The sequence below is a fragment of the Aquisalinus flavus genome (genome assembly GCF_014640095.1).
Taxonomy (GTDB): domain Bacteria; phylum Pseudomonadota; class Alphaproteobacteria; order Caulobacterales; family Parvularculaceae; genus Aquisalinus; species Aquisalinus flavus.
Window position 1 is genome coordinate 1,782,020 of the sequence record NZ_BMGH01000001.1, and the last position, 25,990, is coordinate 1,808,009.

General features: G+C 61.0%; 25 protein-coding genes. 7 read left to right on the plus strand and 18 right to left on the minus strand.

Annotation, left to right across the window (positions count from 1 at the left end; genetic code table 11):
• Positions 1–5: 5 nt before the first annotated feature.
• From IEV88_RS08195 to glmU, 7 genes are all read right to left on the minus strand, one after another.
• The gene (locus tag IEV88_RS08195; RefSeq protein ID WP_188158910.1) at positions 6–1,613 is read right to left on the minus strand and encodes a L,D-transpeptidase family protein; all 1,608 of its coding nucleotides are present in this window, start codon (positions 1,611–1,613) and stop codon (positions 6–8) included.
• 147 nt (positions 1,614–1,760) lie between these two features.
• Positions 1,761–3,125, minus strand: a complete 1,365-nt coding sequence (gene gor / locus IEV88_RS08200) for a glutathione-disulfide reductase (protein ID WP_188158909.1) — start codon at positions 3,123–3,125, stop codon at positions 1,761–1,763.
• 82 nt (positions 3,126–3,207) lie between these two features.
• Positions 3,208–3,750 (minus strand): hypothetical protein, encoded by a 543-nt coding sequence (locus IEV88_RS08205; RefSeq protein ID WP_188158908.1) that lies wholly within the window; start codon positions 3,748–3,750, stop codon positions 3,208–3,210.
• Positions 3,751–3,780: 30 nt separating this feature from the next.
• Positions 3,781–4,488, minus strand: a complete 708-nt coding sequence (gene rpiA, locus IEV88_RS08210) for a ribose-5-phosphate isomerase RpiA (RefSeq protein ID WP_188158907.1) — start codon at positions 4,486–4,488, stop codon at positions 3,781–3,783.
• A 145-nt stretch (positions 4,489–4,633) separates the two neighbouring features.
• Positions 4,634–5,017, minus strand: a complete 384-nt coding sequence (locus IEV88_RS08215; RefSeq protein WP_188158906.1) for a DUF805 domain-containing protein — start codon at positions 5,015–5,017, stop codon at positions 4,634–4,636.
• Positions 5,018–5,073: 56 nt separating this feature from the next.
• Positions 5,074–6,903, minus strand: a complete 1,830-nt coding sequence (gene glmS / locus IEV88_RS08220; protein WP_188158905.1) for a glutamine--fructose-6-phosphate transaminase (isomerizing) — start codon at positions 6,901–6,903, stop codon at positions 5,074–5,076.
• A 6-nt stretch (positions 6,904–6,909) separates the two neighbouring features.
• Positions 6,910–8,265, minus strand: a complete 1,356-nt coding sequence (gene glmU, locus IEV88_RS08225) for a bifunctional UDP-N-acetylglucosamine diphosphorylase/glucosamine-1-phosphate N-acetyltransferase GlmU (RefSeq protein ID WP_188158904.1) — start codon at positions 8,263–8,265, stop codon at positions 6,910–6,912.
• Positions 8,266–8,429: 164 nt separating this feature from the next.
• On the opposite strand from glmU, the gene IEV88_RS08230 reads away from it, so the two are divergent.
• Positions 8,430–9,095 carry an HAD-IA family hydrolase gene (locus tag IEV88_RS08230; protein WP_188158903.1) on the plus strand — a complete coding sequence of 222 codons (666 nt, stop codon included), beginning with the start codon at positions 8,430–8,432 and terminating at the stop codon, positions 9,093–9,095.
• Positions 9,096–9,109: 14 nt separating this feature from the next.
• On the opposite strand, the gene IEV88_RS08235 is transcribed toward IEV88_RS08230, so the two are convergent.
• Complete coding sequence (locus IEV88_RS08235; RefSeq protein WP_188158902.1) at positions 9,110–9,310, minus strand: hypothetical protein; 201 nt, start codon at positions 9,308–9,310, stop codon at positions 9,110–9,112.
• 202 nt (positions 9,311–9,512) lie between these two features.
• Between IEV88_RS08235 and IEV88_RS08240 the strand changes: the two genes are divergently transcribed.
• The 3 genes from IEV88_RS08240 (at position 9,513) to murD (ending at position 13,063) form a co-directional block, all read left to right on the plus strand.
• Entirely contained in the window at positions 9,513–10,223 is a 711-nt protein-coding gene (locus IEV88_RS08240; protein WP_188158901.1) for a helix-turn-helix domain-containing protein, read from the plus strand.
• Between the two features lie 106 nt (positions 10,224–10,329).
• The gene (locus tag IEV88_RS08245; RefSeq protein WP_188158900.1) at positions 10,330–11,703 is read left to right on the plus strand and encodes a MurL-like N-terminal domain-containing; all 1,374 of its coding nucleotides are present in this window, start codon (positions 10,330–10,332) and stop codon (positions 11,701–11,703) included.
• Complete coding sequence (gene murD, locus IEV88_RS08250; protein ID WP_188158899.1) at positions 11,693–13,063, plus strand: UDP-N-acetylmuramoyl-L-alanine--D-glutamate ligase; 1,371 nt, start codon at positions 11,693–11,695, stop codon at positions 13,061–13,063. Before IEV88_RS08245 ends, murD begins: the two co-directional genes overlap by 11 nt.
• 9 nt (positions 13,064–13,072) lie before the next feature.
• Here the strand turns inward: murD and IEV88_RS08255 are convergent, their stop codons facing one another.
• Genes IEV88_RS08255 through IEV88_RS08290 form a run of 8 tightly spaced genes read right to left on the minus strand, consistent with a single transcriptional unit; the run spans position 13,073 to position 18,299 of the window.
• Positions 13,073–14,206 (minus strand): bifunctional 2-methylcitrate synthase/citrate synthase, encoded by a 1,134-nt coding sequence (locus tag IEV88_RS08255; protein ID WP_229731437.1) that lies wholly within the window; start codon positions 14,204–14,206, stop codon positions 13,073–13,075.
• A 23-nt stretch (positions 14,207–14,229) separates the two neighbouring features.
• Positions 14,230–14,580: an antibiotic biosynthesis monooxygenase family protein gene (locus IEV88_RS08260; protein WP_206711234.1), complete on the minus strand. Its 351-nt coding sequence runs from the start codon at positions 14,578–14,580 to the stop codon at positions 14,230–14,232.
• Complete coding sequence (locus IEV88_RS08265) at positions 14,577–15,242, minus strand: sulfotransferase family protein (RefSeq protein WP_188158897.1); 666 nt, start codon at positions 15,240–15,242, stop codon at positions 14,577–14,579. The genes IEV88_RS08260 and IEV88_RS08265 overlap by 4 nt, the downstream gene beginning before the upstream one ends.
• Positions 15,243–15,265: 23 nt before the next feature.
• Positions 15,266–16,177 (minus strand): methylisocitrate lyase, encoded by a 912-nt coding sequence (gene prpB, locus IEV88_RS08270; RefSeq protein ID WP_188158896.1) that lies wholly within the window; start codon positions 16,175–16,177, stop codon positions 15,266–15,268.
• Positions 16,177–16,413: a hypothetical protein gene (locus IEV88_RS08275; RefSeq protein ID WP_206711233.1), complete on the minus strand. Its 237-nt coding sequence runs from the start codon at positions 16,411–16,413 to the stop codon at positions 16,177–16,179. The genes prpB and IEV88_RS08275 overlap by 1 nt, the downstream gene beginning before the upstream one ends.
• On the minus strand, positions 16,410–16,574 hold the full coding sequence (locus tag IEV88_RS08280; protein WP_188158895.1) for a hypothetical protein: 165 nt from the start codon (positions 16,572–16,574) through the stop codon (positions 16,410–16,412). Before IEV88_RS08280 ends, IEV88_RS08275 begins: the two co-directional genes overlap by 4 nt.
• Complete coding sequence (locus IEV88_RS08285; RefSeq protein ID WP_188158894.1) at positions 16,571–16,762, minus strand: hypothetical protein; 192 nt, start codon at positions 16,760–16,762, stop codon at positions 16,571–16,573. Before IEV88_RS08285 ends, IEV88_RS08280 begins: the two co-directional genes overlap by 4 nt.
• 4 nt (positions 16,763–16,766) lie before the next feature.
• Positions 16,767–18,299: an MmgE/PrpD family protein gene (locus IEV88_RS08290; protein WP_188158893.1), complete on the minus strand. Its 1,533-nt coding sequence runs from the start codon at positions 18,297–18,299 to the stop codon at positions 16,767–16,769.
• 271 nt (positions 18,300–18,570) lie between these two features.
• Here IEV88_RS08290 and ald point away from each other — a divergent pair, with 271 nt between their 5' ends.
• From ald to IEV88_RS08305, 3 genes are all read left to right on the plus strand, one after another.
• On the plus strand, positions 18,571–19,683 hold the full coding sequence (gene ald, locus IEV88_RS08295; RefSeq protein ID WP_188158892.1) for an alanine dehydrogenase: 1,113 nt from the start codon (positions 18,571–18,573) through the stop codon (positions 19,681–19,683).
• Positions 19,684–19,845: 162 nt separating this feature from the next.
• Entirely contained in the window at positions 19,846–20,670 is an 825-nt protein-coding gene (locus IEV88_RS08300) for a ferredoxin--NADP reductase (RefSeq protein ID WP_188158891.1), read from the plus strand.
• An 84-nt stretch (positions 20,671–20,754) separates the two neighbouring features.
• Positions 20,755–21,993 (plus strand): SGNH/GDSL hydrolase family protein, encoded by a 1,239-nt coding sequence (locus IEV88_RS08305; RefSeq protein WP_188158890.1) that lies wholly within the window; start codon positions 20,755–20,757, stop codon positions 21,991–21,993.
• Positions 21,994–22,005: 12 nt separating this feature from the next.
• Here IEV88_RS08305 and IEV88_RS08310 read toward each other — a convergent pair whose 3' ends face one another.
• Together IEV88_RS08310 and IEV88_RS08315 are read right to left on the minus strand one after the other, a co-directional pair.
• A complete protein-coding gene (locus tag IEV88_RS08310) occupies positions 22,006–24,066 on the minus strand; it encodes a glycoside hydrolase family 43 protein (RefSeq protein ID WP_188158889.1) in 2,061 nt (686 codons plus the stop codon).
• A gap of 179 nt (positions 24,067–24,245) precedes the next feature.
• Positions 24,246–25,844 (minus strand): vWA domain-containing protein, encoded by a 1,599-nt coding sequence (locus IEV88_RS08315; protein ID WP_188158888.1) that lies wholly within the window; start codon positions 25,842–25,844, stop codon positions 24,246–24,248.
• Positions 25,845–25,990: the final 146 nt, after the last annotated feature.

The window sequence follows — 25,990 nt, forward strand, 5'->3', positions numbered from 1 at the left end:
TCGTCCTAGATGCGTGTCTGCAGCGCGCCGGCGATGCGACCATCGCGCTCATACACGTCACGCGCGAAGCTGACATTGCCTTCCGGGCCGGCCCAGGCGGTGAAATAGGTGATGTAGACCGGGAACTGCTCATCGAGCGCGAACTCGATGCGCTCGCCAGACGCAATCGCCTGCTCTACCCGGTCACGATCCCAGCCGCTCGCGTTCTCGGTCACGAATTCCGCGAAGCGCATCGGGTCTTCCAGCCGGATGCACCCATGGGAGAAGGTTCGCAGGTCTTGCGAGAACAGCTGTTCAGCCGGGCTGTCATGCAGATAGACCGCATATTTGTTGGGGAAGAGAAATTTGATCAGTCCAAGCGCGTTGTTGTCGCCGGGCCGTTGGCGCACGCGGAAATTCAAATCACCATTAGCCGCCGCCGACCAGTCGACACTGGAGGGCGAAACGATCTCGCTTCCGGCAAGTACTTCCATGTTCTGGCTGGCGATATAGCCGGAATTGTTCAATTGCTGAGGCGCGATCTCCTCGATGGTGATACTGCTCGGCACATTCCAGTACGGATTGATGACGACCGTTTCCATCTTGTCGGAAAAAACCGGCGTCTGGTGGTTCACCGTGCCGACAATCACATCCATCTCATCGACAATGCGGTCATTCTTCAGCATGCGCAGCTTGTAATCGGCGATATTGACGAAAGCCGCCTTGTCACCAAGGCTTTCCGGCAGCCAGCGCGCGCGCTCTATATTGATTTCAATCTTGGCGATCAGGTCATCGACGCTTTCATTCAGGGCTTCGATCGTGTTTGGCCCGATGACACCATCTTCCATCATGCTGCGTGTACGCTGAAAATCCATCAGTGCCTGTTCGAGATTCTCGTCATACAGGGTCGGGTCTTCTGGTATCTGTCCCGCATCGAAGCCTTCGGCTTCAAGTCGTGCGCGCACCAGCGGGATGGCCTCGTCGGTTGCACCGACCTCGATCTTGCGTTCATCGAAGGTGATCTGCTCCCAGCCGCCGCGCTCCTTGAATGCGCGATACTCCTTGCGTGCATCAAGAAGGTTGGTGACGATGAAATTGTCCTCAAGCGCCATGTTGATCAGCTCTGCCGGATCGTCGCGCATATAGGCCTGCTGCAGGATCGCATCATAGTTCGCGGTGCGATCGGTCAGTTCCTCGACATCGGGGATCTCGAATTGCGGCGTCGTCACACCATTGCGCAACTCCTCGACGGTTTCGGCGAAGACCCGCGCAGCGGTCATCTCGCGTTCCACCGGCGAGGCGTGACGCACGTCTTCAAGCTGCTGCACGCGACCGCTTGTTACCATTACGCCGTCTTCTTCAGCCTCCCGCAGGTAATCGATCAGCTGGTCGTAATTGCGCGTCGGACGGTCGAACATGCCGGTCCAGATCATGCGGTAGTCAGTCTCGCTATAGGCGGCCTGAATCCATTCGGGCTGATCCTGCAGCGCTACCGTCAGGCGCGCTTTTTCATCCTGTGCCGATTGGTCGCTGGCCGGCTGCACCCTTGCAGTGCTGCCATCCGGCGAACAGGCCGGCAGAATGATGCAGCTCGCCGACAAAAGGACGGCCATGAATTTACTCTTGTGCGTCATCTTCATCATTCCTGAAATTGCTTGGGGAAATATTGTCCGGTGATGAAGTAACAAATGCCCGCAAGGGATGGTTCCGACTGCTGAGCAGTCAGCCGGCAGGTCTGTAAAGTTCCGCCGATGACGGAAGGTTAACCTGAAGAACGTTTTCTAGCTCGCGGTCTTCTCACGCATCAGCACGAGTTCTTCCGCCGCCGTCGGATGCAGGGCCACGGTGGCATCGAACTGCGCCTTAGTGACACCGGCCTTGATGGCAATCGCCACCGCCTGAATGATTTCCGGCGCATCGTCACCGATGATGTGGCAGCCCAGCACCTTGTCAGTCTCTGGATGAACGACCAATTTGATCAGCATGCGTTCCGGATTATTGGCAAGAACGTGTTTCATTGGCCTGAAGTCAGACTTGTATATATCGACCTCGCCATACTCATCACGAGCTTCGGCCTCCGTCATGCCGACCGTGCCGATGGGCGGCTGGGAAAACACCGCCTTGGGAATACAGTCATAATCCATCTTCGTCGGATTGTTCTTGAACTGCGTCTCGGCAAAGGCGACGCCCTCACGAATCGCAACCGGTGTCAAATTGACCCGGTCCGTGACGTCACCCAGCGCGAAGATATTCCCCTGCGTGGTACGATGCTCGTCATCGGTGATGATCGCCCCGCTCGGTCGCGTCTCGACACCGGCAGCATCGAGCCCCAGGCCGTCTGTCTTGGGCGCCCGCCCGATTGCCCAGAATACGACATCGGTGTGCAGTGTATCGCCATTGGCAAGGTGCACGACCTTCTCGCCGTCCGTTTCCTCGATCTTGGTAAAGATCGTTTCGGTAATCAGGCGGATGCCCTTGTGGTCCAGTTCGACATGCAGTTGCTTCGAGAGGTCGTCGTCGAAATATTTGAGCAGGCGCGGGCCGCGATAGACCAGCGTCGTCTCGACGCCGAGCCCGGCGAAAATAAAGGCGAACTCGATGGCGATATAACCGCCGCCCGCGATGACCATGCGCTTGGGCAGCTCGGGCAAGTGAAAGGCCTCTGCCGATGTGATGCCCAGTTCGTTGCCCTCGACCGACGTGTCGCGCACCGGCGTGCCACCGACGGCGATCAGGATCTTCTCCGCCGTCACGTCGCGGTCTTCGCCGACCAGATGCACCGTATGGGCATCCTTCAGCACGGCGCGAGTGTGCAGCACCTCGACGCCGGCCTTTTCAAGATTGGTCAGATAGATCCCGTTCAGCCGGTCGATTTCCCGGTCCTTGTTGTCGACCAGAAGCTTCCAGTTGAAGTCCGGCCGCCCGCGCTGCACCCAGCCATAGCCCTGGGCATCATCGAAGGCGCGCCCGAACTCACTGGCATAGACGAACATCTTCTTGGGCACGCAGCCCCGGATGACACAGGTGCCGCCGACGCGGCTTTCCTCGGCAAGGCCAACCTTTGCCCCGGCCTGGGACGCGAGACGAGAGGCCCGCACACCGCCGGACCCCGCGCCAATGACAAACAGATCATAGTCAAATTTCATGGTGGTGGTTGTGGGGGCTTTGGCGCCGGAAAACAAGCTCTTGCCAGGCAGGCTCCACAGGAATGTGACCGAATCCGGGTGATCAGTCGGCGATAAAGCCGATCCCGCCCCTGAACCGGTCATCGCGGAATTCCTGCAACTCCTGCGAGAACACCGACATCATCTCCTTATGGATCGCCCGGAAGACCGGATCGAGCTGGCCGTCGAATTCCACCGGCACATTGACCATGGGCTGTGTGCCGACAAAGACCTCCAGCACCGTCCCGGCCATGTCGACCCGGATCGCCGTGCGCAGCCACAGCGAGCCTGAATCCTCGACATTGTCGATTGTCAGACAGATACCGAAAGTTACCGGTTCGAGCCGGATCACCGGGCTCTGGTAAAAGCTGAATGCGGCATCGCCATAGTCGTGATGCGGATCGAACTGGCCTTTGGCCGGCACGCCGACGACACGCTCCGGCTCACAGCCGAGCCAGCCTGCATAGCCCTCCATCACGGCACGGCCGAACGCCTTGCAGTGGAGCAGGTTGTCCATCGCCGCCTTGCCGTAATCGGCGACGGCACGCTTTAATTCACCATAGGGACTGTCTGCGGAGCTGTCTCCTGGCTCGTTAGTGTCGGTCATGAATTCGCCTTACCTTCTTGCCGTCACGGGTTACGCGCCCAATGTCTCGACGCCGCGATCGGTTCCGAAGATGGCGAGGTCGGCAATGCCGACGAACAGCCCCGTCTCGATCACGCCCGGGATGGCCCGCAACGCCGCATCCAGCGCGGCAGGATCGGCGATACGGGTACACTGAATATCGGCGATATAATTGTTGCTGTCGGTCAGATAGACGCCGCCGCCAGCGTCCCGTGCCCCGGGCCGCAATTTCAGGGTGGCGGACTTCAGGTCATTCTCGGCCAGTGCCTTGCGAATCGCCTGCACTGTCAGCGGCCACGAAAAGCGCTCGATCTCGACCGGCAGCGGAAACTTGCCGAGCTGGGCGACCTTCTTGGACTTGTCGGCAATCACGATCATGCGCTGGCCGGCCGCGGCAATGATCTTCTCGCGCAGGTGCGCCCCCCCGCCACCCTTGATCAGGTTAAGGTCCGGATCCACCTCGTCGGCGCCATCGATCACCAGATCGATCCGGGTCATCTCGTCCGGCTCGACCAGGTCGATCCCGGCCTCTGTCGCAAGACGCCTGGTCTCCTCGGAGGTCGGAATGCCGAGAACGGTGAGGCCGGCCCTGACCTTCTCGCCCAGCAGTTCGACCAGGTGTTTCGCGGTTGAGCCGGAGCCGATCCCGAGGGTCATCCCGTTGGTTACATGTTCGAGCGCAGCGGCGGCAGCGCGTCTTTTCTGGGAGTCGGCGGACATGGATCGTTCCTCACGGTGGTGTACGCCAAGCTAAAGCAAAAACCTGCCGACACCGCAAGCCTGTGCACCACGCCGCCGCCAACACAAAACCCCGCGACGGCACGTCGCGGGGTTCTGCAGACTACTGAAAATCAGCTGCGGGAGATCAAACGGCGGTACTGTCGTCGCTGATCGGCATTGCGCCACCGCCTTCAGCCGGCGGACCGTACTGGTTCGGGCCCTGGCTCGCTCTGGCATAGGACATGATGATCAAGATGATGAAACCAATAAGCGGGATCAGATTCAGGAGAATCCACCAACCGGAATGCCCGGTATCATGCAGGCGCCGTACTGAAACGCCGAGTCCCGGCAATATACTGGCGAGCCAGAAAAGCGTGCTCAGCAACCTGCCGACCTCGCCCAGCAGCGACAGCACGATAACGACAATCAGATAAAACAGGACGAACCACCAGAATTCGGCGCGGCCGGACCGGCCCTGGAAATTCACATAATTCGTGTAAACCGTCTTTACGGCGTCAACAAAACCCATTTTCTCTCTCCTCGGGTTGTGGCCTCTACTATCCTAGCCTTAAACCAGTTCGGCAATTATTCAACCGTTACGGACTTGGCGAGATTGCGCGGCTGGTCGACATCCGTGCCTTTCGCAACGGCGGTATGATAGGCAAGCAGCTGGATCGGAATGGCGTACAGCAAAGGGGCGAGAAGCGGGTCGCATTCCGGCACGGCGAGCGAAGCCCACAAGTCGCCGGACCGCCCTGCAGCCCTGATGCCTTTTTCCGAGGAAATCAGCATGCATTTGCCCCCGCGGGCCATGACCTCGTGCATATTGGAGATGGTCTTGTCGAACAGCGCGTCATCCGGCGCGACCACGATGACCGGCACATTTTCGTCTATCAGCGCGATGGGCCCGTGTTTCAACTCGCCCGCCGCATAGCCCTCGGCATGGATATAGGAGATTTCCTTCAGCTTCAGCGCCCCTTCCAGCGCCATGGGGAAGGAGATGCCGCGACCGAGATACAGCACGTCGCGCGCCTTGGCGAGATCGGCGGCGATGGCCTCCACTTCTCCCGCCATTGCTAGCGCTTCCGACATATGGCGCGGCATGCCGAGCAGGCCTTCGACCAGCCGTTTCTCTTCCTTCTCGTCGAGATGGCCGCGCTGGACGCCGGCGGCGATGGCGACAGCGGCAAGCGAGGCGAGCTGGCAGGTGAACGCCTTGGTCGAGGCGACGCCGATCTCCGGACCGGCATGGGTCGGGAACAGGGCATCCGCTTCGCGCGCAATCGTCGACTCCGGCACGTTGACCAGCGCAGCGATGGTCTGGCCATGCTCGCGCGCATCGCGCAGGGCCGCGAGCGTGTCCGCCGTCTCGCCGGACTGGGAGATGAACAGGGCGACGCCTTTTTCAGGATACGGAACATGGCGATACCGCAGTTCCGAGGCGATATCGATTTCGACCGGCAGGCGGGCCCATTCCTCGAACCAGTATTTGGCGATCAGCCCGGCGAAATAGGCAGTGCCGCAGGCTGACATGGTCAGCCGGTCGATGCCGCGGAAGTCGATGCCCTTGCCCGGCAGGCGTACCTTGCTGGTGATCGGATCGATGAAGGATGACAGCGTATGACCGATCACCTCAGGCTGCTCGTAGATTTCCTTGGCCATGAAATGGCGATGGCCGCCCTTGTCGACCAGCGCGGCGGAGGCATCGGAGAGTTTCTCCTCGCGTCTGACCGCATTGCCAGCGCCATCGCGGATCTCGGCGCCCTCGCGGGTGATGATCGCCCAGTCGCCATCCTTCAGATAGGTGACGCGATTGGTGAACGGCGCCAGCGCATAGGCGTCGGAGCCGAGATACATCTCCCCGTCGCCGCGCCCGATGGCGAGGGGCGAGCCCTTGCGCGCGCCGAGCATCAGATCATCTTCACCGCGTATCAGCACGGCGATGGCAAACGCCCCTTCGAGCCGCTTCAGCGCCTTGTGAAAGGCCGTGACCGGATCATTGTCCTCCGCGAGATAGAATGTGACGAGATGCGCGATGACTTCCGAATCCGTCTGCGTCGCGAACCGGTGGCCCTTTTGCTGAAGCTCATCCTTCAGATCGGCGAAATTCTCGATGATGCCATTATGGACGACCGCAACCTGTTCCGTCGCATGCGGGTGGGCATTGCCTTCGGTCGGCGCGCCATGGGTCGCCCAGCGCGTATGGCCGATGCCGATGACGCCCGGCAGCGCGTTCCCGGCCAGCGTCTCGCGCAGGGCCTGCAGCTTGCCGACGGCGCGGCGGCGCTCGATCGCGCCGCCGGTCAGCGTCGCGATACCGGCACTGTCATAGCCGCGATATTCCAGCCGGGCGAGCCCCTCGACCAGCCTGTCCGAAACCTCGCTCTTGCCGATGATGCCGATGATGCCGCACATGCGCTGTTACTCCGTTTCCGTCATTTTCTTGCGAAAGCTGATCGCCCAGCCCGGCTTTTCCACCTGCCGCCCGCGAGCGAGCGCGAGGGCGTCACCAGCCACATCCTCGGTCACGACCGAGCCGGAGCCGACAAACGCACCGTCGCCGACGGTCACCGGCGCGACCAGCGCCGTGTTGGACCCGATAAAGGCATTGGCGCCGATAATGGTCTTGTATTTTCTGTAGCCGTCATAATTGCAGGTGATGGTCCCCGCGCCGATATTGCAATCAGCGCCGATCTCCGCATCGCCGATATAGCTCAGATGGCTGACGGCGGTGCCGCTATGGATGACCGAGTTCTTGATCTCGACGAAATTGCCGATCTTGGCCTTCGTGCCGATTTCCGCGCCGGGGCGCAACCGGGCATAGGGGCCGATGGCAGCGCCGGATTTCACACTGGCGCCTTCGAGATGGCTGAATGGCTTGATCTGCGCCCCACTCTCGACCATCACGCCAGGCCCGAAGACGACATTCTGGCCGACCATCACGTCGTTGCCGATCTGCGTGTCGTAGGAGAAATACACAGTGGACGGATCGGCGAGGGTCACACCTGCCTCCATCATGCGTTTGCGGGTACGGCGCTGGAACACCGCTTCCGCTTCGGCCAGTTCGACACGGGAGTTCACGCCCAGCACTTCATCCGCGTCGCCCTCGACTACGGCACATCGACCGCCAGCCTGGCGCGCCAGCCTGACGATATCGGTGAGGTAATACTCCCCCTTGGCATTGTCATTGCCGATCTTCGGCAGTTGGTCGAACAGCACATCGGAGCGGATCGCCATGACGCCGGAATTGCACAGGCGCACGGAAAGCTCTTCCTCGCTCGCATCCCTGGCCTCGACGATGCGGGCGAGCGCGCCCGTGCCGTCGAGGATCAACCGGCCATAGGCCCCGGGGTCCGGCGGGGTGAAGCCGAGCACGCTGACGGCGGTGCCGGCATTCATGCCCAACGCCATGCGCTGCAATGTTTCCGGCGTGATCAGCGGTGTATCGGCATACAGAACGAAGACGGCGCCGTTGAAACCCTCAAGACCCGGCAGGGCACATCTGACGGCATCGCCGGTGCCGCGCGGTGGCGCCTGAACGAAGATCTGGGCATCCGGCGTGAAAGCGGTCGCCGCCTCCCCCACTTGCGGGGCATGATCGCCCATGACGACGCACAGCCGTTCCGGCGACAGGCTTTTCGCGGTCTTGATGACATGGCCCAGCATCGGCAGGCCGGCGACGGGGTGCAGCACCTTTGGCAGGGATGATTTCATCCTGGTGCCATGGCCTGCGGCCAGTATCACGATGGCGGTGCCGGGCGTGGCGGTGCTGGTCATATACAGGGTCCTTCAGCGTTCGGCATAGCGGGCTTTCCCGCGCTCTCTAAATGACGATTCGTTTCGTATTATGGCACCGAACCGGTAATCAACGCCCTAAAGCGGGTTTTTCTTTTCGCCGCCGCATCCTAGAAGGCTTGTGAAGACATAAAGGGGCAGTTTGCATGGTATTTCAGGACATGGTGGTGATTTTCGATCTCGACGGAACACTGGTCGATTCGGCGCCGGATCTCGCCAACGCGATGAACCATGTGCTGGCTCTGGAGGGTCACCCGCCCCTGCCCCTGGAAAAGGTCCGCGGGCTCGTCGGCAATGGCGCCCGCGCACTGCTGGAGCGGGGCTTTGCCGAATATGACCCGGCCGGTATCGCAGAAGAAGAGATGCAGCGTCATATCGGCAGGTTCATTGACTGGTACGTCGATCACATCGCCGATGAGAGCAGGCCCTTCCCTGGCTGCGAATCAATGCTTGATGCGCTGGCGGCAAACGGCGCCGCTCTAGCCGTATGCACCAACAAGACCGAAAAACTGGGATTTGCGCTGCTCGACGCGACGGGATTGACGGATCGCTTCGACACAATCATTTGCCGTGACACGCTGGCGACCTACAAACCGGCGCCCGAACCCTTGCTGGAATGTGTCAACCGGACCGGCCGCGGTCGCGGCGTAATGATCGGCGATACCATGACGGACCTCTCCGCGGCCCTATCCGCCGGCATGCCCTGCCTCATCGCCTCTTTCGGCTATGGCAGATTCACCGACGAGCAAAAGAAAAAGGCCGGGTGGTTCGACGCCTTCGACGCCTTGCCCGGCCTTCTGTCCAATCTGTAACGACAAAAGTCTACTTATGCATGCGCCTGCTGGTTGATCCGCCGCGGCATGCCGTTGACCATGTCGCTGCGAATATCGGTCCGCGCGGAACGCATGGTCGAGACAAAGCCCTCATTGACGAGCTTCACATCGACATCAAACCCTTTTCTACGCCAATAGTCGGCAATCAGATTTTGCAAACGGTGGGCGCCGTCCTTTGTACACAAGTCTGACATGGGTCGATTTCCTCCTGTGCTTGGGTGACCTTTTTATACCTGTAAGCAAGCAGAGAATCCTTATCTTGTCCACACGAAAAATAGTTTAGCCTGATAACATTTATAGGAAATTCATTTGCTGCAGTGCAAAATCAATGTTTAGCGCTAACATTCAGGGTTCAAATATGTTGTTTTATAAAGTTCTATAGGTTAGGCTAATATTATGGACAAAGTGAAGATCATGGCGAGATATGCCTATCCCAACCAGAACGCGCCGGAGCCGGCGGCTGAAGGGGATGTGGGGTCGATAGGGGCGAGAATCAAATCCGCGCGCAAGACAATCGGCCTCAACCAGGCCGATCTCGCCCTGCGCCTCGGTGTCTCCCAGCCCACCGTCGCGAACTGGGAAACCGGGGTCCACGACCCGCGTCAGCTCATGCTCGCCAAGCTCGCCGAGGCGCTGCACGTCAATCTAGGCTGGCTAGCCTCCGGCGAGCGCTCCATGGCCGAACGCGACAAGCACCCGGCCGCCGCCTATCTGCGCCGGGCGATCCACCATGTGCCGGTCATCCCCTATGCCGAGACGGTGCGCATGCTGGAGCACGAGAATTTCGACCCACACGAAATCGCGACCGACTATATCCCGGTCACCTCGGGCAGCGAGCGCATGTTCGGCTTTTTCTCCGCCGATGCGGCGATGAATCTCGCCTTCCCGTCCAACACCCTCGTGGTGATCGACTATAACCACCGCGTGCCGGCCGACAGCGACATCGTCCTGATCCGGCGCGAGGACGGATCGCCTCTGCTCAGGCGCTGGCGAAAGGAACCGTCGCGGCTTGAGCCCTATTCCAGCGATCCCAACCACGAAACCCTCTATGTCGACCGGCTGACCGACATCATCGGAACCGTCACCGTCTCGATCCGTTTCCACTGATCAAGCTGAAATCATGCTGTCGCCCCATTTTGCCGTGAAGCTGCCGGGCGAAATATTGTCTTGTTAAGGCAATTGGCTCTAGAGAAGAGGCGAAACGGAACGACGCATGACAGACACCCCCAAGCGGGCCGAGCGTTTCGCGCTTGCCGGATGGCAGGCTGACGAGACCAAACCCGCTATCCATTTTCATTTCACCTGCTCGCGCTTCGGCGCGTTCCGCGAGACCGTCGCCTGGCCGACACTGGAAAGCGCGCTGACGGATCATATCGACGAGGGACTGGCGGGTTTGATCGACCTTCTCCATGCGGCCCTCGGCGTCAGCTATTACAAATGCGCAGCGGCGTACAGACTGGCCCTGCCCGGCGACCTCGGCCTTGAAGCGCGGGAGATGGCGGGAAGTCTCTACACGGATGGCCTCGCCGAATTCTATGTCCGCGCCGGCCTGCCCTGGCCGACCGACCTCCGGTTCGAGTTCGAGGGAAAGCGCCACCAGCCCCATCAGGGCGGTGCAGCTTCCTTCCCTCAGATTGCCGACGCCCTCGTCGCTTTCGGCGGCGGCAAGGACTCTTACGTCGCCGAACGCATCGTGGAACAGGCTGGTATCTCCTGGGCGGCGTCTTCCTCTGTCATGTCGGACAAGGTCGCCAACACGATACAGGGCACGTCCGTAACGCCGGTCCACTTTATGCGCCGCACCCTCGACCCGAAAATCCGCGAGGTGAATGCCGTCCCGCCAGAGGAAGGGGGCGCCTTCAACGGTCACGTGCCGATCACCGCCATCAACTCGCTGATGCTGGTCATCCTCGGCCGCCTGACCGGAGCAAGATACGCGATCTTCGCGAATGAACGCTCCGCAGACGAACCGACCATGGAGCTGGGCGGCCTCAGCGCCAATCACCAGTACTCCAAGTCAAGCTTTTTCGAGGAGAAGCTGCGCGCCGCGATCCATGCCGCCGATCCTGGCGCGCCGGACTATTTCTCCATCCTGCGGCCGTGGTCGGAAATCTGGATCGCCCGCGCCTTTGCCGGCACGACGCTGCCCAAGGTAAAGTTCACGAGCTGCAATCGCAATTTCCAGATCACCGGCGATGACTCGCCCCGGTGGTGCGGCGACTGCGCCAAATGCGCCTTCACCTCCCTGATGCTCGCTCCGCACATGCCTCGCCATGAGGCCGAGGCGATCTTCCCGGCCCTGTTTCCGGACAAGAAAGACCTGATTCCCGTCTATCGCGAACTGCTTGGCCTGACCGAGACAAAGCCGTGGGACTGCGTCGGCACAATCGACGAATGCCGCGCCACGCTCTATCAGATCAGCCTGATGGCTGACTGGAAGGACGTGGCCGTCGTCCGCGCGCTGTTGCCCGACGTGCTGGCGCGGAACACGCCCGCGGAGCTGCAGGCATTCTGGGATGACGGTCTGCGCGAGGCGCCGCGCCACTTTGTGCCGGAAAAATTCTTGGAGGCTGCCCGTGCGCTCTGAACAGGATATCAGCCTGCTGATCATGCATGGCCTCGGCGTCGAGGGCCGCGCCACCCTGCCCTGGTTCCTCGAGCGCTCCCAATGCCGGATCATCGCGATCGACAAGGCCGAAGCGGTCGAGCGCCTTCCGGAGGCGCTGCGCCACAATGAACGCATCAGCTTCGCGGAGGAGAATCGGGTTGCCGTTCCTGACGAGAACCGCGAGACGACGCTCTATTTGCGCTCCCCTGGCATTCCGCCGCGCAACAGGATCGTTGCCGCCATGGCCGAGGCCGGCATCGCCTCGACGACGCCGACCGGCTACTGGATCTCGCAGCACGCCCGTGCAGGCACGATCACCATCACCGGCACAAAGGGCAAGAGCTCGACCGCCAGCCTGACAGCGAGCCTCCTTAAATGGTGCGGGGTAAAGGCCGAGGAGATGGGGAATATCGGCCGCACACCCTATGAGGCTAATCCCGGGCCGGACACGATTTGCGTATTCGAGCTGTCCTCCTACATGATGCACGACCTGCCGCAGGCAGATGTCTTTCACACCGTCACCTCTCTCTATACGGAGCATACGGACTGGCACGGCACGCACGAGGCCTATGCCGAGGCGAAAATGCGGCCATGGTTCTTTGACCCGCCAGCGCCCGGCCTGACCAGCAGCGAGCTGAAACCCTATCTGTCGGAAAAGCCTGACGGCGTGCGCTATTTCGAGGATGTTGTGCCGATCACGGCGGGCACCATCTTTCTCGGACAGGGACTGACATTTCGCCCTGCCGACCACAACGAAGCGTTCAAGGCACCGACCATGGTCATGGCGCTGCGCACCGCCATCGCCATTGCCAAGGCCCGCGGCCTTGCAGAACCGGTCACAATGTACGACGCGCTGGAGAAACACCTGCCGACATGGTCCGGCCTTGAATGCCGCCAGCAGATTATCACTTCGAAAGACGGCAAGGTCTGGGTCGATGACTCCCTTGCCACCGTACCGGAGGCGACGGAGTCGGCGCTCACCCGCTGGGCGCGTACGCCGATCCATCTCATCCTCGGCGGCAAGGATCGCGGCCAGTCCTTCGGCGATCTGATGGCGACCTGTGCCCTGCGCCAGGATGTGCGCATCTATGGCTTTGGCGACACTGCTGGCAAGCTCGCCGATGCCGCAGAAGAAGCCGGCCTCGGCGTCCGCTTCCATGGCACCAAGACGCTGGAAGACGCGATCACCATGGCCGCAAGCTCGGCAAAGGAAGGAGAGATCATCCTCTTCTCCCCCGCCGCCTCGTCATCGGACATCCACGGCAATTACAAAGTCCGCTCGGGAATTTTCAGGCAATATGCCGCTGGTCGGCCCGGCGCGAGACCGGGCCGCGACTGACAGGGTCCCTCAGCGCGCGTCAAGCGGCGTGACCGAGCGCTCATCCGGGCCGGTATAGTTCGACAGCGGACGGATCAGCTTGTTCTCGTCCAGCTGCTCGGCGATATGCGCCGTCCAACCGGTGATCCGCGCCATGACGAAGAGCGGTGTGAACATCGGAATGTCAAAGCCCATCAGGTAATAGGCCGGGCCCGCCGGGAAATCGAGATTGGGATAGATGCCCTTTGCCGCGACCATGGTGTCGTCGAGAATGCGCGACATCTCCCAGTATTTGCGGGCTTCCTCGGTGTCGATGATATCGACCATCGCCTTGAAGGCATCGGTCATGGTCGGCACGCGGCTGTCGCCCGAACGATAGACCCGGTGGCCAAAGCCCATGATTTTGCGCTTCTCTTTCAGCGCCGTCAGCATCCATTCGCGGGCGCTCTCCGGCTCGCCAACCTCCTTCAGCATATGCATGACCGCTTCGTTCGCGCCGCCATGGAGGGGCCCCTTCAGCGCGCCGATGGCACCAGTGACGGCGGAATAGATATCCGAGGTCGTCGAGGCGATGACCCGCGCGGCAAAGGTAGAAGCATTGAAGGAGTGCTCCGCATACAGAGTCATCGAAATATCGAAACACTTGATCACTTCCGGTGCCGGCACCTCGCCGAAACACATGTGGAAGAAGTTCTCCGAAAAGCTCAGGCTCTCATCCGGCCCGATCGGCTTCTCGCCCTTGCGATGGCGATAATCCGCCGCAACCATTTCCGGGATCTTCGCCATCATGCGGATGGACTTGTCATACAGCCCTTCCGGCGATGAATCATCGGCGGTCGGATCTTCCTGACCGAGGAAACTGACAGAGGTGCGCACCGTGTCCATCGGGTGGGCATCGCGGTTGTATTTGGCAACAACCGACACCAGATCATCCGACAGCCCACGCTCGCTTTTCTCGCGTTTCTTGAAGTCTTCCAGCTGGCTGGCGCTCGGCAAGTCGCCATTCCAGATGACATAGGCGGTTTCCTCGAAATCGGCCTGCGTCGCCAGATCCTGCACCGGATAGCCGCGATAGGTCAGCGAGTTCGTTTCCGGCATCACCTTGGAGATCGCCGTATCGTCGGTCACGACACCGGCCAAGCCGTATTTGATATCGTCGCTCATCATTTCCTCCGTCATTTATCTCTTCATGTCAGCGCCGGGCGGCCATCGGGGCCAGCATAGGCCCGCTCGATCCGCGCCACGCGCAAGTGATAACGGGCATACCATTCACGCATACCTGTGTCTTGCGCCGCCAGGTGATCCGACTGCTTTTTCCAGTGCGCAATCGCCGCTTCACTTTCCCAGTAGGAGACAGTGAGGCCGAAGCCTTCTGCGTCGCGGGTCGATTCGACGCCGAGATAGCCCGGCATGGTCTCGGCAAGCGCCGCCATGCGCTCTGCCATCGCTTCATATCCCGGCGCCGGATCACGCAGCTGGTTGGCGAAGATCACCGCAAAATAGGGCGGCACCAGCCCCTCGGCGAAGCGGCCCATCATCCCATCATTTCCTTGCGGCGGGCGGCGAAGGCGGCGCGTTCATTCTCGTGGGGAAACGGCATGTCTGGCACCGGCGTTCCGAGGAAGTCGCAGAGCGGGCCCCAGCCTTGGTTCACGTTGAACTCCAGCAGCCGGTCTGCTGGCACGGTATCGCGCACATGCTGGTTATGCTTCTCAAAGACGGAGATCGCGAAATCCCTGTCATCGAAGCGGTCCTCGAAATGGGTCTTCCACACCAGCTTCTCGGCATAGAGGCCGGACTTCACCATGGTCCGCAGGCTGCGCTTGAACAGCCAGCGCATGCCGATGGAGAGCTTTTCCGCGGTATTCGGCTCGAACTGGTATATCGTGTTCTTCGCGCTGTCGTACCAGCTTTCCGGGTCGCGCACCGTCAGGATCACTTTGGCGTCAGGATAGGCAGCGAGGATCTCTTCCCAGAAATACGCAACCGGATAATCGACGGCGGCGCCATAGTCGGCAAAGGGCACCGACCAGTCATGGGGATTGCCATCGAGGGCTGCCTTCCACGTCGGCAGGTCCTGCGGCCGCTTCATCAGCTCGAACATGTGATAGCAAGGCTCGTCGAGCAGTTTCTCGAGCGCGAACTTCAGCGAAAACGTTCCCGTACGGCCCAATCCAGCGCCGATTACTTTCAGTGTCATGATCCCTCTCCCCTCCTCCGGGTCTACTCCATCGGTGTGTCGCCGACCTCGAAGTTGAACAGCGACTGATCGAAGCGGTTATATTCCTCGTAGCGCAGCAGGTCGTAAAGGTCCTTGCGGTGCTGCATTTTATCGAGAATGCCATTCTGATCGCCGTGGGCCAGAATGTGATCCAGCCCGCGCTCGACCTCACCCATGGCCAGGCGCAGCGTCGTCACCGGATAGATCACGACATTGAAGCCGAGGTCTTCCAGCTCTTTTTTGTTCAGCAGGCGGCTCTTGCCGAACTCGGTCATGTTGGCGAGGATCGGCACGTCGAGCGCTTCGCGTACCGCCTCGAATTCCTTTTCGGATTTCATCGCCTCGGGGAAGATCATGTCGGCGCCGGCATCGACATAGGCCTTCATCCGGTCGATGGACGCCTCCAGCCCCTCCACCGCGCGGGCGTCGGAGCGAGCGATGAGCACGAAATTCGGGTCGAGCCTGGCGTCAGCTGCGGCGCGCACGCGCTGGACCATGGTGTGGGTGTCGACGATCTCCTTGCCGTCGAGATGGCCGCAGCGCTTGGGCATCACCTGATCCTCGATATGGCAGCCGGCAAGGCCCGCCTCTTCCATCAGGCGGATGGTGCGGGCCGCGCTCATCGGCTCGCCAAATCCGGTGTCGATATCGATGAAGGCCGGAAGATCAGTGACGCGGGCGATCTGCTTGCCACGGGTGACGAACTCTTCCTGGTTGGCGATGCCGATATCCGGCAGGCAGAGGTCGGCGGCCATGACGGCGCCGGAGACATAGACCCCGTCAAAGCCCTTGCGTTCGATCAGCTGGGCACAGAGCGGGTTAAACGCGCCGGGGAACTGGTGCAGCTTGCCGTCGGCCAGCTGGGCACGGAAATCGCGACGCTTCTGTTCAACGGTCTTCTTTGTAAAGAGCATTATTTGTCCTCGTTATCCGTTTTGTCTTTATTGTCAGCACTGCCCATCGCGACAGCGAAAGAGGTGCCGATCCCTGCGCCGATGGCAACACCGAGCGCGATTCCAAGGGCGAGATTGTCGAGCGCGACGCCAAGGGAAACGCCGATGGACGTACCGACAGCGATGCCGAGGGCAAAGCCTGCCGGGTTCATCGCCGGCCTCTCTGGGTTCGGCTTTTCCGGTTTCTCAGCCGTCACTCATCGCCCCCTGAGATGCGCCCCTTCCACAGGGCGAAAATCGCGCCGGCGAGCACCATGATCACCACCGCCATGACCGCGATCCAGATGATCTCGACCAGCAGAACGATCAGCGCACCGACGACCAACGCAGCGAGCAAGGCAAGACCGAACAGCTTCATGGTTTGCGTCCTTTCTTGCCTTTGATGTTGCGGTAATTGACCAGGAGGCCGATGCCGATGACGAGACCGGACCCCACGCCGACCAGCACCGCGATCCACAGGACCTGCAGGGCGAGCAGAACGAGCAGCCCGAAAGTCAGACCGATCGCCATGCCATAGGTAATGGGGCGGGGTTTGTTTCTTGCCATATCGCTAGAAGATCCCCTTCAGCTCATTCGTCTCGAGATATTCGCGCGGCGCGGCGGGGTTGAGGGCGCGCACATCAGCGGCGGTCAGTTCCGGCAGGCGCTGGACGAGGTCGAGGAAACGGTCGCTTTCTTCCTTGTCGAGGATGCCATCGGTCAGGGTGCAGAATTTCTGGATGTAGTGCTCGCGCACGAAGGGGCGCGCGCCGAACGGGTGGGCATTGGCGACGCCCAGCTCGTCCTCGATGGTCGATCCGTCTTCCATGGTGATGACGACGCGGGCGCCGAAGGCCTTCTCGTTCGGGTCATGGCTGTGATAGCGGCGTGTCCATTCCGGGTCTTCGGTCGTGGAAATCTTGTGCCACAGGCGCACCGTGTCCTCGCGCCGGGCGCGTTCGGGGGCATAGGATTTCTCGTGGTGCCATTCGCCATCCTGCAGGGCGACGGCGAAGATATACATGATCGAATGGTCGAGCGTTTCGCGGCTCGCCTTCGGGTCCATCTTCTGTGGGTCGCCGGAGCCAGTGCCGATGACATAGTGCGTATGATGCGACGTGTGCAGAACGATGGACTTGACCTTGTCGAAATCGTCGATCTGCTTGCCCATGCGGAAGGCGAGGTCGATCAGCGCCTGGGACTGGTACTCGGCGGAATGTTCCTTCGTATACGTGTCCATGATGGCGCGTTTGGCCTCGCCCTTGCCCGGCAGCGGCACGATATAGGTCGGGCCGTAGGGGCTGTCGCCCTTGTCCCGCGCCGTGCGGCCATTGAGGATGAAGGAGATGATGGAATCCTCACCTTCATAGATCGGCGACGGCGCGCCCTCGCCGCGCATGCAGCGGTCGACGGCCTCGATCGCGGTCTTGCCGGCATAGGCAGGGGCAAAGGCTTTCCACGAGGAAATCTCGCCCTTGCGCGACTGGCGCGTCGTGACCGTGCAGTGCAGCGCCTGCTGGATCGACTGGTAGGTGATTTCCTTGCCAAGATCGAGCAGCGTGCCGAGACCGGCGGCGACCGACGGGCCGATATGGGCGATGTGGTCGATCTTGTGCTCGTGCAGGCAGATGCCTTTGACGAGATTGACCTGGATTTCATAGCCCGTCGCGATGGCGCGCATCAGCTGATTGCCATCCTTGCCCATTTGCTGGGCGACGGCGAGCAGCGGCGGGATATTGTCGCCCGGGTGGGAATAGTCGGCGGCAAGGAAGGTGTCGTGATAATCGAGCTCGCGCACCGCCGTGCCATTGGCCCAGGCCGCCCATTCCGCAGAGACATGGGCGCCGATGCCGAGGCCGAACAGGCTGGCGCCGACCTCGCGCGGGTGCGTCAGGGCCTGCGCCCGCGCCGTCCTGATCGGCCCGCGGTTGAGCGAGGCTATGGCGACGGAGGCATTGTCGATGATGCGGTTGATGATCATGTCGGCGACGTCGTCATCGATGGCGACGGGGTCGGCGGCAACCTCGGCCATCTTCCAGGCCAGCTGGTCTTCGCGTTTCAGCTCATCCTTTGACGGGTGGGCTCTGACTTCATGATCGATCATGGGCATCCTCTTGAAATTGTATGAGTTCTTGAGCGTTACTCTTTGACGTTACATGGCTCAAACCCGGCAGGCTGGCAACTGCCGCACCCAGCATGAGCATAAGCGTCCAAGCCCCGCCGGACAAACGGCACGCCGGACTGGCCGCGCGGCAATTTCGCGCAACATCATAGCGAGTTGTCGCGGGGCTCTTTTCACGTCCGGGGTTTTAAGAGAAAAGGCCGCAAGCAGAATCAGTTCCAGAAATACCCCTGGTAAATCATAGGAGACCCCCATGCGCGTTGGCTGCCCGAAGGAAATCAAGACCCGCGAATACCGCGTCGGCCTGACACCCGACAGCGTGCTGGAGCTGACCCGCGCCGGCCACGAGGTGATGATCGAGACCAATGCCGGCAGCGCCATCGACTTCAGCGACCATGAATACCGCGCCGCCGGGGCCAGCATCGTCGACACGCCGGAAGAGATTTTCGAGAAGGCCGAGCTGATCGTGAAGGTCAAGGAACCGCAGCTCAACGAATGCGCGATGCTGTCGGAAGGCCAGACCCTGTTCACCTATCTGCACCTCGCCGCCGACAAACCACAGGCCGAGGCACTGGTCGAATCCGGCTGCATGGCCATAGCCTATGAGACGGTGACGAGCGATCAGGGCGGGCTGCCGCTGCTCAAACCGATGTCCGAGGTGGCCGGGCGCATGTCGATCCAGGTCGGCGCCAATGCGCTGCAGATGGCATCGGGCGGGCGCGGCGTGCTGCTCGGCGGCGTGCCGGGTGTCTCGGCCGCCAATGTCATGATCCTCGGCGGGGGCGTCTCCGGCTTCCATGCTGCGCAGATGGCCGTCGGCATGCATGCTGACGTGACGATCTTCGACAGATCCCTGAACCGGCTGGAAGAGCTGGACAACCATTTCGGCAACCGCGTCCAGACGGTCTATTCCACGACCGGCGCCATCGCCGAAGCAGTCAAGGACGCCGATCTCGTCATCGGCGCCGTGCTGGTGCCGGGCGGGTCCGCCCCGAAGCTGATTACCCGCGACATGCTCTCGACCATGAAAAAAGGCGCTGTCCTTGTCGACATCGCCATCGACCAGGGCGGCTGCTTTGAGACCTCCAAGGCAACCACCCACGACAACCCGACCTATGAGGTCGATGGCATCGTCCATTATTGCGTCGCCAACATGCCGGGCGCCGTGGCCCGCACCTCGACCTTTGCGCTCAACAACCGCACCATTCCGCATGTGGTCAATATCGCCAATATGGGGCCGAAAAAGGCGATGAAGGCCGACCGCCATTTGCGCAACGGCCTGAACGTCGCCGATGGCTGGATCACGCACGAAGCCGTCGCGGAGGCTCTGGGCATGAAAATGAAAGAGGCGGAGAGCTTTCTTTAGTTTTTCTATTACAGAGCCTCGAATAAATCGCCAGGCTGACGCGTTTGTGGGCGATTATCGCGTTGCAAAAACCGGTGCCCGGCTATATTTAGCTCGAATACGCGGCTGCCTGCCCTGACGGACGGCAGCCGCATCAGTTTTTCTAATGAATGAGGCAGGCTCATGTCAGAGACGGCGATCGCAGCACCGAAACCGGCGAACCCGAACGCCCCGACCGAGGAAAAAGTCCTCTCGGTCGAGCACTACACCGACCGGCTGTTTTCCTTCCGCATCTCCCGCCCGATGAGCTTCCGCTTCCGTTCCGGCGAATTCGTCATGATCGGCCTGCCGGCAGAGCCCGGCGCGGAAAAGCCGAAACCGATCCTGCGCGCCTATTCAGTCGCCTCCCCATCCTGGGACGAGGAACTGGAATTCTTCTCGATCAAGGTTGAGGACGGGCCGCTGACCTCCCGCCTGCAGAAAATCCAGCCGGGCGACACGGTGCTGCTCGGCCGCAAGCCGGTCGGCACGCTGGTCCATGACGCGCTGACGCCGGGCAAGCGGCTCTACATGTTCTCCACCGGCACCGGCTTTGCGCCCTTCGCCAGCGTCATCCGCGATCCGGAAACCTATGAAAAATTCGACGAGGTCATCGTCACCCATACCTGCCGCGAGGTCGCCGAGCTCGCCTATTCGCAAAAGATCGTGGAAAGCCTGCCGAACGACCCGCTGATCGGCGAGTTCGTCGGCGACAAGCTGAAATACTTCCCCTCGGTCACCCGCGAGGAATTCAAGCATATGGGCCGTATCACCGACCTGATCGAGACCGGCGCCCTGTTCGAGCACCTCAACGTACCGCCGCTGAACCCGAAAACCGACCGGGTGATGATCTGCGGGTCCATGGAGATGATCAATGACACCAAGGCGCTGGTCGAAAAGGCCGGCCTCGATGAAGGATCCAACGCCGCGCCGTCGCAATTCGTCATCGAAAAGGCGTTCGTGGGCTGATCAATTGGCTCCAGAGATAAAATCGCGCTCTGGACCTGACCGGCCGGTCATTGCATAGTCTCCCGAAAGATCGGGAGGATAAAAATGGTGATCGGCAGGCTTTTCTTCTGCGTTACGGCGGCAGCCCTCGCGCTGACTTCAATTGCCACAGCGCAGACTGACGATCTCGAGTGGGTCGGGTCATGGGCGACGGGCCAGCAATTGGTCGAGGAGCGCAATGAGCTGCCCGACGGCTTCACCGACGATGTGACAATCCACCAGACCGTGAGCCCGACGCTTGCCGGCGAACGGATCCGGGTGCGCCTTTCCAACGAGTTCGGCGATGGCCCGCTGGAGATCGAGAGAGTTGTCATCGCTGACGCCACCGCCGCTGGCAGCATCGCGGTCGAGCAAGGCAGTACCGTGCCCCTCACCTTCTCTGGCGCGCCAGGCATCACCATACCCCAAGGCGCGGCATGGTATTCGGACCCGGTCGATTTCACGGTCACTCCCTTCGACGATATCGCGATTACCATGACCATTGGCGAGGCGCCGGAAAACCAGACCGGCCATCCGGGCTCACGCACGACGACATGGTTCGCCGCGAAAGAAGAAGGTATTACGGAAAACTCCCGCAACCAGCCCCGCTGGTATTACATCGCCGGTATCGACGTATTGGCCCCGGCCGACCATGCCTCCATCGCGGTGATCGGTGATTCCATCACCGACGGCTATGGCTCGACCACCGATGGCAATGACCGCTGGACCGACGTCTTTGCCCGCCGCCTGCAGGCCAACCCGGACACGCAAAACATCTCTGTGCTGAATATGGGCTTTGGCGGCAATTGCGTGACCCGTAACTGCCTCGGCCCCAATGTCGCCTCGCGCATCGAGCGTGACGTCATCGCCCATCCGAATATCGGTCATGTGATTATCTTTGAAGGCATCAACGATCTCGGCGGCCTTGCCCGCACTGCGCCCGATGACAGGCAAGCCCATGACGCGATGGTGGGTGACATCATCGCCGTCTACGAACAGCTGATCGCCCGTGCCCATGCGCACGATATCAAGGCATATGGCGCCACGATCACCCCGTTCAAGGGTGGCGACTACTACCCCTTCAACGAGAATACCGAGAGGGCGCGCCAGCAGATCAATGACTGGATCCGTAATTCAGGGGCGTTCGATGCCGTTCTCGACTTCGATGCAATCCTGCGCGATCCGGCAGACCCGCAACGCCTGAGGCCGGAATATGACAATGACCACCTGCACCCCTCCGTTGAAGGGTACAAAGCGTTGGCCGCGGCCGTAACACTCGAGCTTTTCGAGACGAACACCGAGTGAGGCGGCAGGGTTTTACTCCTTCGCAAGGACCCAGGTGAACCGGACGCCGTCCTGACCGTCAGGGTCCGGCCCGGGACTGTTGGCCAGCAGCGCGCCTGTCTCCGGCACGACGCGGAGAAAGCGATTGGTGACGAGCGACATCAGCACGATCTCACCGGTCGGTGTCTCGCTCCACTGGAAATGCTGACTATCGCGACCCGCTTTCGCAAGGCTGACCTCGCCATCCTTCGCAACGGTCAGTGCCCGGCCCTCACGCTCCAAGCGGACACGCCCCTGCCCGACATCGACAACATCGAAAGCGTGTTCCAGAATGTCCGCCTGCGGTGCATCGTCGAGCATGGTCACGGTCAGATCGATGGACCGGCCAAAGGGGATCGGCGCAAGGCCATAGGGTGCCGGTTCATGGACCTTGAAAGAATCGAAATCGGCCTGTCCGCCGGTCTCGCCCTCCGGGTTGAACGCAAACAGCGCATAGCGCACGCCCTGGAAGGTGTAGAGCTGGTAGACGGTGAAAAACGGCTCGCCGATTTCCTCAAACGTCTCTCCGTCCACGGACCAGCTGAACTGCGCTTCCTCGCTCATGAAATCGGCATCGGCGCGCAGCCAGACCCGGGTGGCATCGACGCTGACGCGGTCGGTGACCCCACCCTCATTCTCATTGACGCGGATAATATCGAAACCGTCAGCCGTCCTCTCCACCGCGATATAGCCATAGGGCCGGTTGAAGAGGGCGAGCCCGGCGCGGTCACCCTCCGCCATCCCCGTTGTGTCGAGGATGGCCGTCGGCACGGACCGCGGGCCGATTGCGCGCTGGGTCAGCGTCGTTCTGGCGCGCAGCAGGTTCTCCGCAGCATCTGCCTTGAGCCGCAGATAGCCGGGCCGCTCCGTCAGAGACCAGTCTTCCTCGACCGGCACATGGTTCCACTGCCAGACATTGGCGAGGCCCGGACCGTCGAAGTCACCATTGCGTGCATAAGGCGCTTTCGGCGATTGCACTGGACCGGTGGCGGGCTTGACCCAGGTGCGCGGTGTGCGTTCGAGATTACCCGGCAGGCCGAACCATGGCCAGCCATCTTTCCACGTGACCGGCGAGAGGGCCGTCAGCCTGCCGATAGAATTGGCGTCATACATCGAAAAGCCCCACCACTCGCCTTCCGGCGTCTCGACAATGCCGCCCTGATGCAGGGACAGCCGGTCGCGTGAGGCCGGGTCTGCAGGCGTCAGGGCGAAAGGCGGTTCCTGCCCGGTCAGGAAGATGTCGCTGGTGGCGATACCCCTGCCCTTCATCAGGCCGAAATCCTCATGCTCCGAAATCGCGCGGATCACCTCCCACGGGCCGTAGGGCGATGGCGCCCGCGCCGCCGGCATGCGCATGGAATCGCGATACTCCGCGCTGATAAGAAAGTAAGTGCCGTCAAACTTATAGAAATGAATACCCTCGCCGAGGCCGGAGCCAGCTTCCAGCACCACCTGCTCCGTACCGGGAATGATATTGGTCAGGTCTTCGTTCAGCTCGGCAACACGGATCTGCTGATAGCCCCAGACGATATAGGCCTTGCCATCATCATCGAACAGGATGGAGAGGTCGTGGAAACTTTCATCCATCTCCGAATGGGTCCACGGCCCGCACGGGTCGGTTGCCGTAAAGATCTGCGTCTTGTGGCGGTTCACATTGCTGAAGATATAGAACGTGCCGTCGTAATGGCGGAATGTCGGCGCCCACAGGCCCTGACCATATTCCTCGCCATCCCCCTCCAGCCGGAAAGCCGGGCCCAGGTCCAGCCGGTCCATCGCATAGGAGAGGAACTCCCAGTTGACGAGATCTGTCGAGTGCAGCACCGGCAAGCCCGGCATGGAATGCATGGTCGTGCCGGTGAGGTAGTAGTCATCCCCGACACGGATCATGTCGGGGTCTGAAAACTCGTCATAGAACAGCGGGTTCGTATAGGTGCCGTTACCATTGTCCGCACTCCAGCTCTCTCGCAGGGGGCGTTCATCCTGCGCGACAGACGCACCGATGCAGGCAAAACCAAGAACAGCCCCCGCCAGGCCACCAGCGAATTTTCCAATCATGATCATGCCTCCCGGTCGCCGCGTCTTTTATGGGATCAACCTACCCTAGGGGCAGCGCATAGTCAGCGCATGCTCGCGCTACAATCGTTTGCTGTCGCCATCGGAGCCACCCGCGACTGCGGACACAAAAAAAACGGGCCCGGAAACCGGACCCGTCCCGCGCCCCGGAATGGACGACGCTATTTCTCCATGTTTCCGGCGATATCGACGAGCTTGACGAATTCGGCCCGCTCGCCATAGCGATCCTCGCCCTTCACCTTTGTCGCCGTGTCGGCGATCCTGCCATATGGCAGATCCTCGACCTCGGCGACGCGGGCGAGGCGCTGGCCGAAGGCGGCGACCATGGCGGCGAACTGGGCATCGCCCGGCGCGGCGCTAAAGCTGCCATACATTTCTGAGGCGAGAACCGGCTGCTCGATCAGCACGCTCTCGCTTTCGCCGGGCAGCTTGTAGCGCATTTTCAGGAAGGCAAGCTCGCTGGCATCGCCGCTCGCCGGCATTTCAGCGTTGGTGGAATAGCGCAGCGGATCGATGCTGCCCTCGTCGCCAGCCAGCGTGATCTCATACATTGCCGTGACCATGTGGCCCGACCCGATGTCGCCGGCATCGACCTTGTCATCATTGAAGTCTTCGCGGTTCAACAGGCGCGTCTGGTAGCCGATAAGGCGGTATTCCTTGACCGTCATCGGATTGAACTCGACCTGGAATTTCAGGTCGTTGGCGATCGGGAACATCGACGAGTTCAGCTCCCGCACCAGCACCTTGCGGGCCTCGTCCAGGGTGTCGATATAGGCGGCGATGCCATTGCCGGACTGGGCCAGCTTCTGCATCATCACGTCATTATAGTTGCCGCCGCCGAAGCCGAGGACCGTGAGGTAAATCCCCTCCTGCCGCTTGCGCGCGACATAATCCTCCAGCCGTTGCGGATCGGCGATCCCGACATTGAAATCGCCATCGGTCGCGAGGATGATGCGGTTGACCTTGTCCTCTGCGAAGTTCTCCTCGGCCAGGGAATAGGCAAGCTCGATGCCCTGCCCGCCCGCCGTCGATCCGCCGGCGGACAGCTTGTCCATCGCCTGCATGATCTGCGTCTTGCTGTTGCCGGGTGTCGGCGCCAGTACCACGCCGGCGGCACCGGCATAGACCACGATCGAAACGGTATCATCCTCATCCATCTGGTCGACGAAAAGCCCAAGGGACTTCTTTAGCAGCGGTAACTTGTCCTCGTCGCTCATCGAGCCGGAAACATCGAGCAGCAGCACGACATTGGTCGCCAGCTCTTCATCCGGTTCGACGTCATAGCCCTTCACGCCGATCTGCATCAGCTTGGTGGTATCGTCCCACGGTGTCGGATAGGTCCAGACCGTCGCGGCGAAAGGTTCGTTGGCGCTTTTCGGGTCGCCATAGTCATAATCGAAATAGTTGACCATCTCCTCGACCCGGACGGCTTCGGAGGGTGGCATATAGCCCTGGCTCAGCGCCCGGCGCACGAGCGAATAGGAGGAGGTGTCAACATCGGCGGAGAATGTCGAGACCGGCTCTTCGAGGACCAGCTTTACCGGGTTCTCCTCGCCATTGTCATATTGTTCCGTGTTCATGGGTTCGCCGGGCATCACCGCCGGCGGCGCCATCATCGCCCGTGCTTCGGACATACGCACGCCGGTCACGACGATCGCGTCTTCCTGTGCCGTCGGTGCATAGGCCAGTTCCGCCTCTTCCCTGGTGGTACAGGCCACAAGGATGGCCAGCGATGCCGTTGCCAGTAATATCTTTTTCATGAGGTATCCCTCTCCCGGTTTGTTCCGATCCCAGATGGCAGTCTGATCATGACCCGATTATGGCGGCAAGAGGGTTTTTGAGGGGAAGACGGGCCGAATACTGCGGATTTCGAGTACACAGCATACAGAGCAAATACTCACTTGCG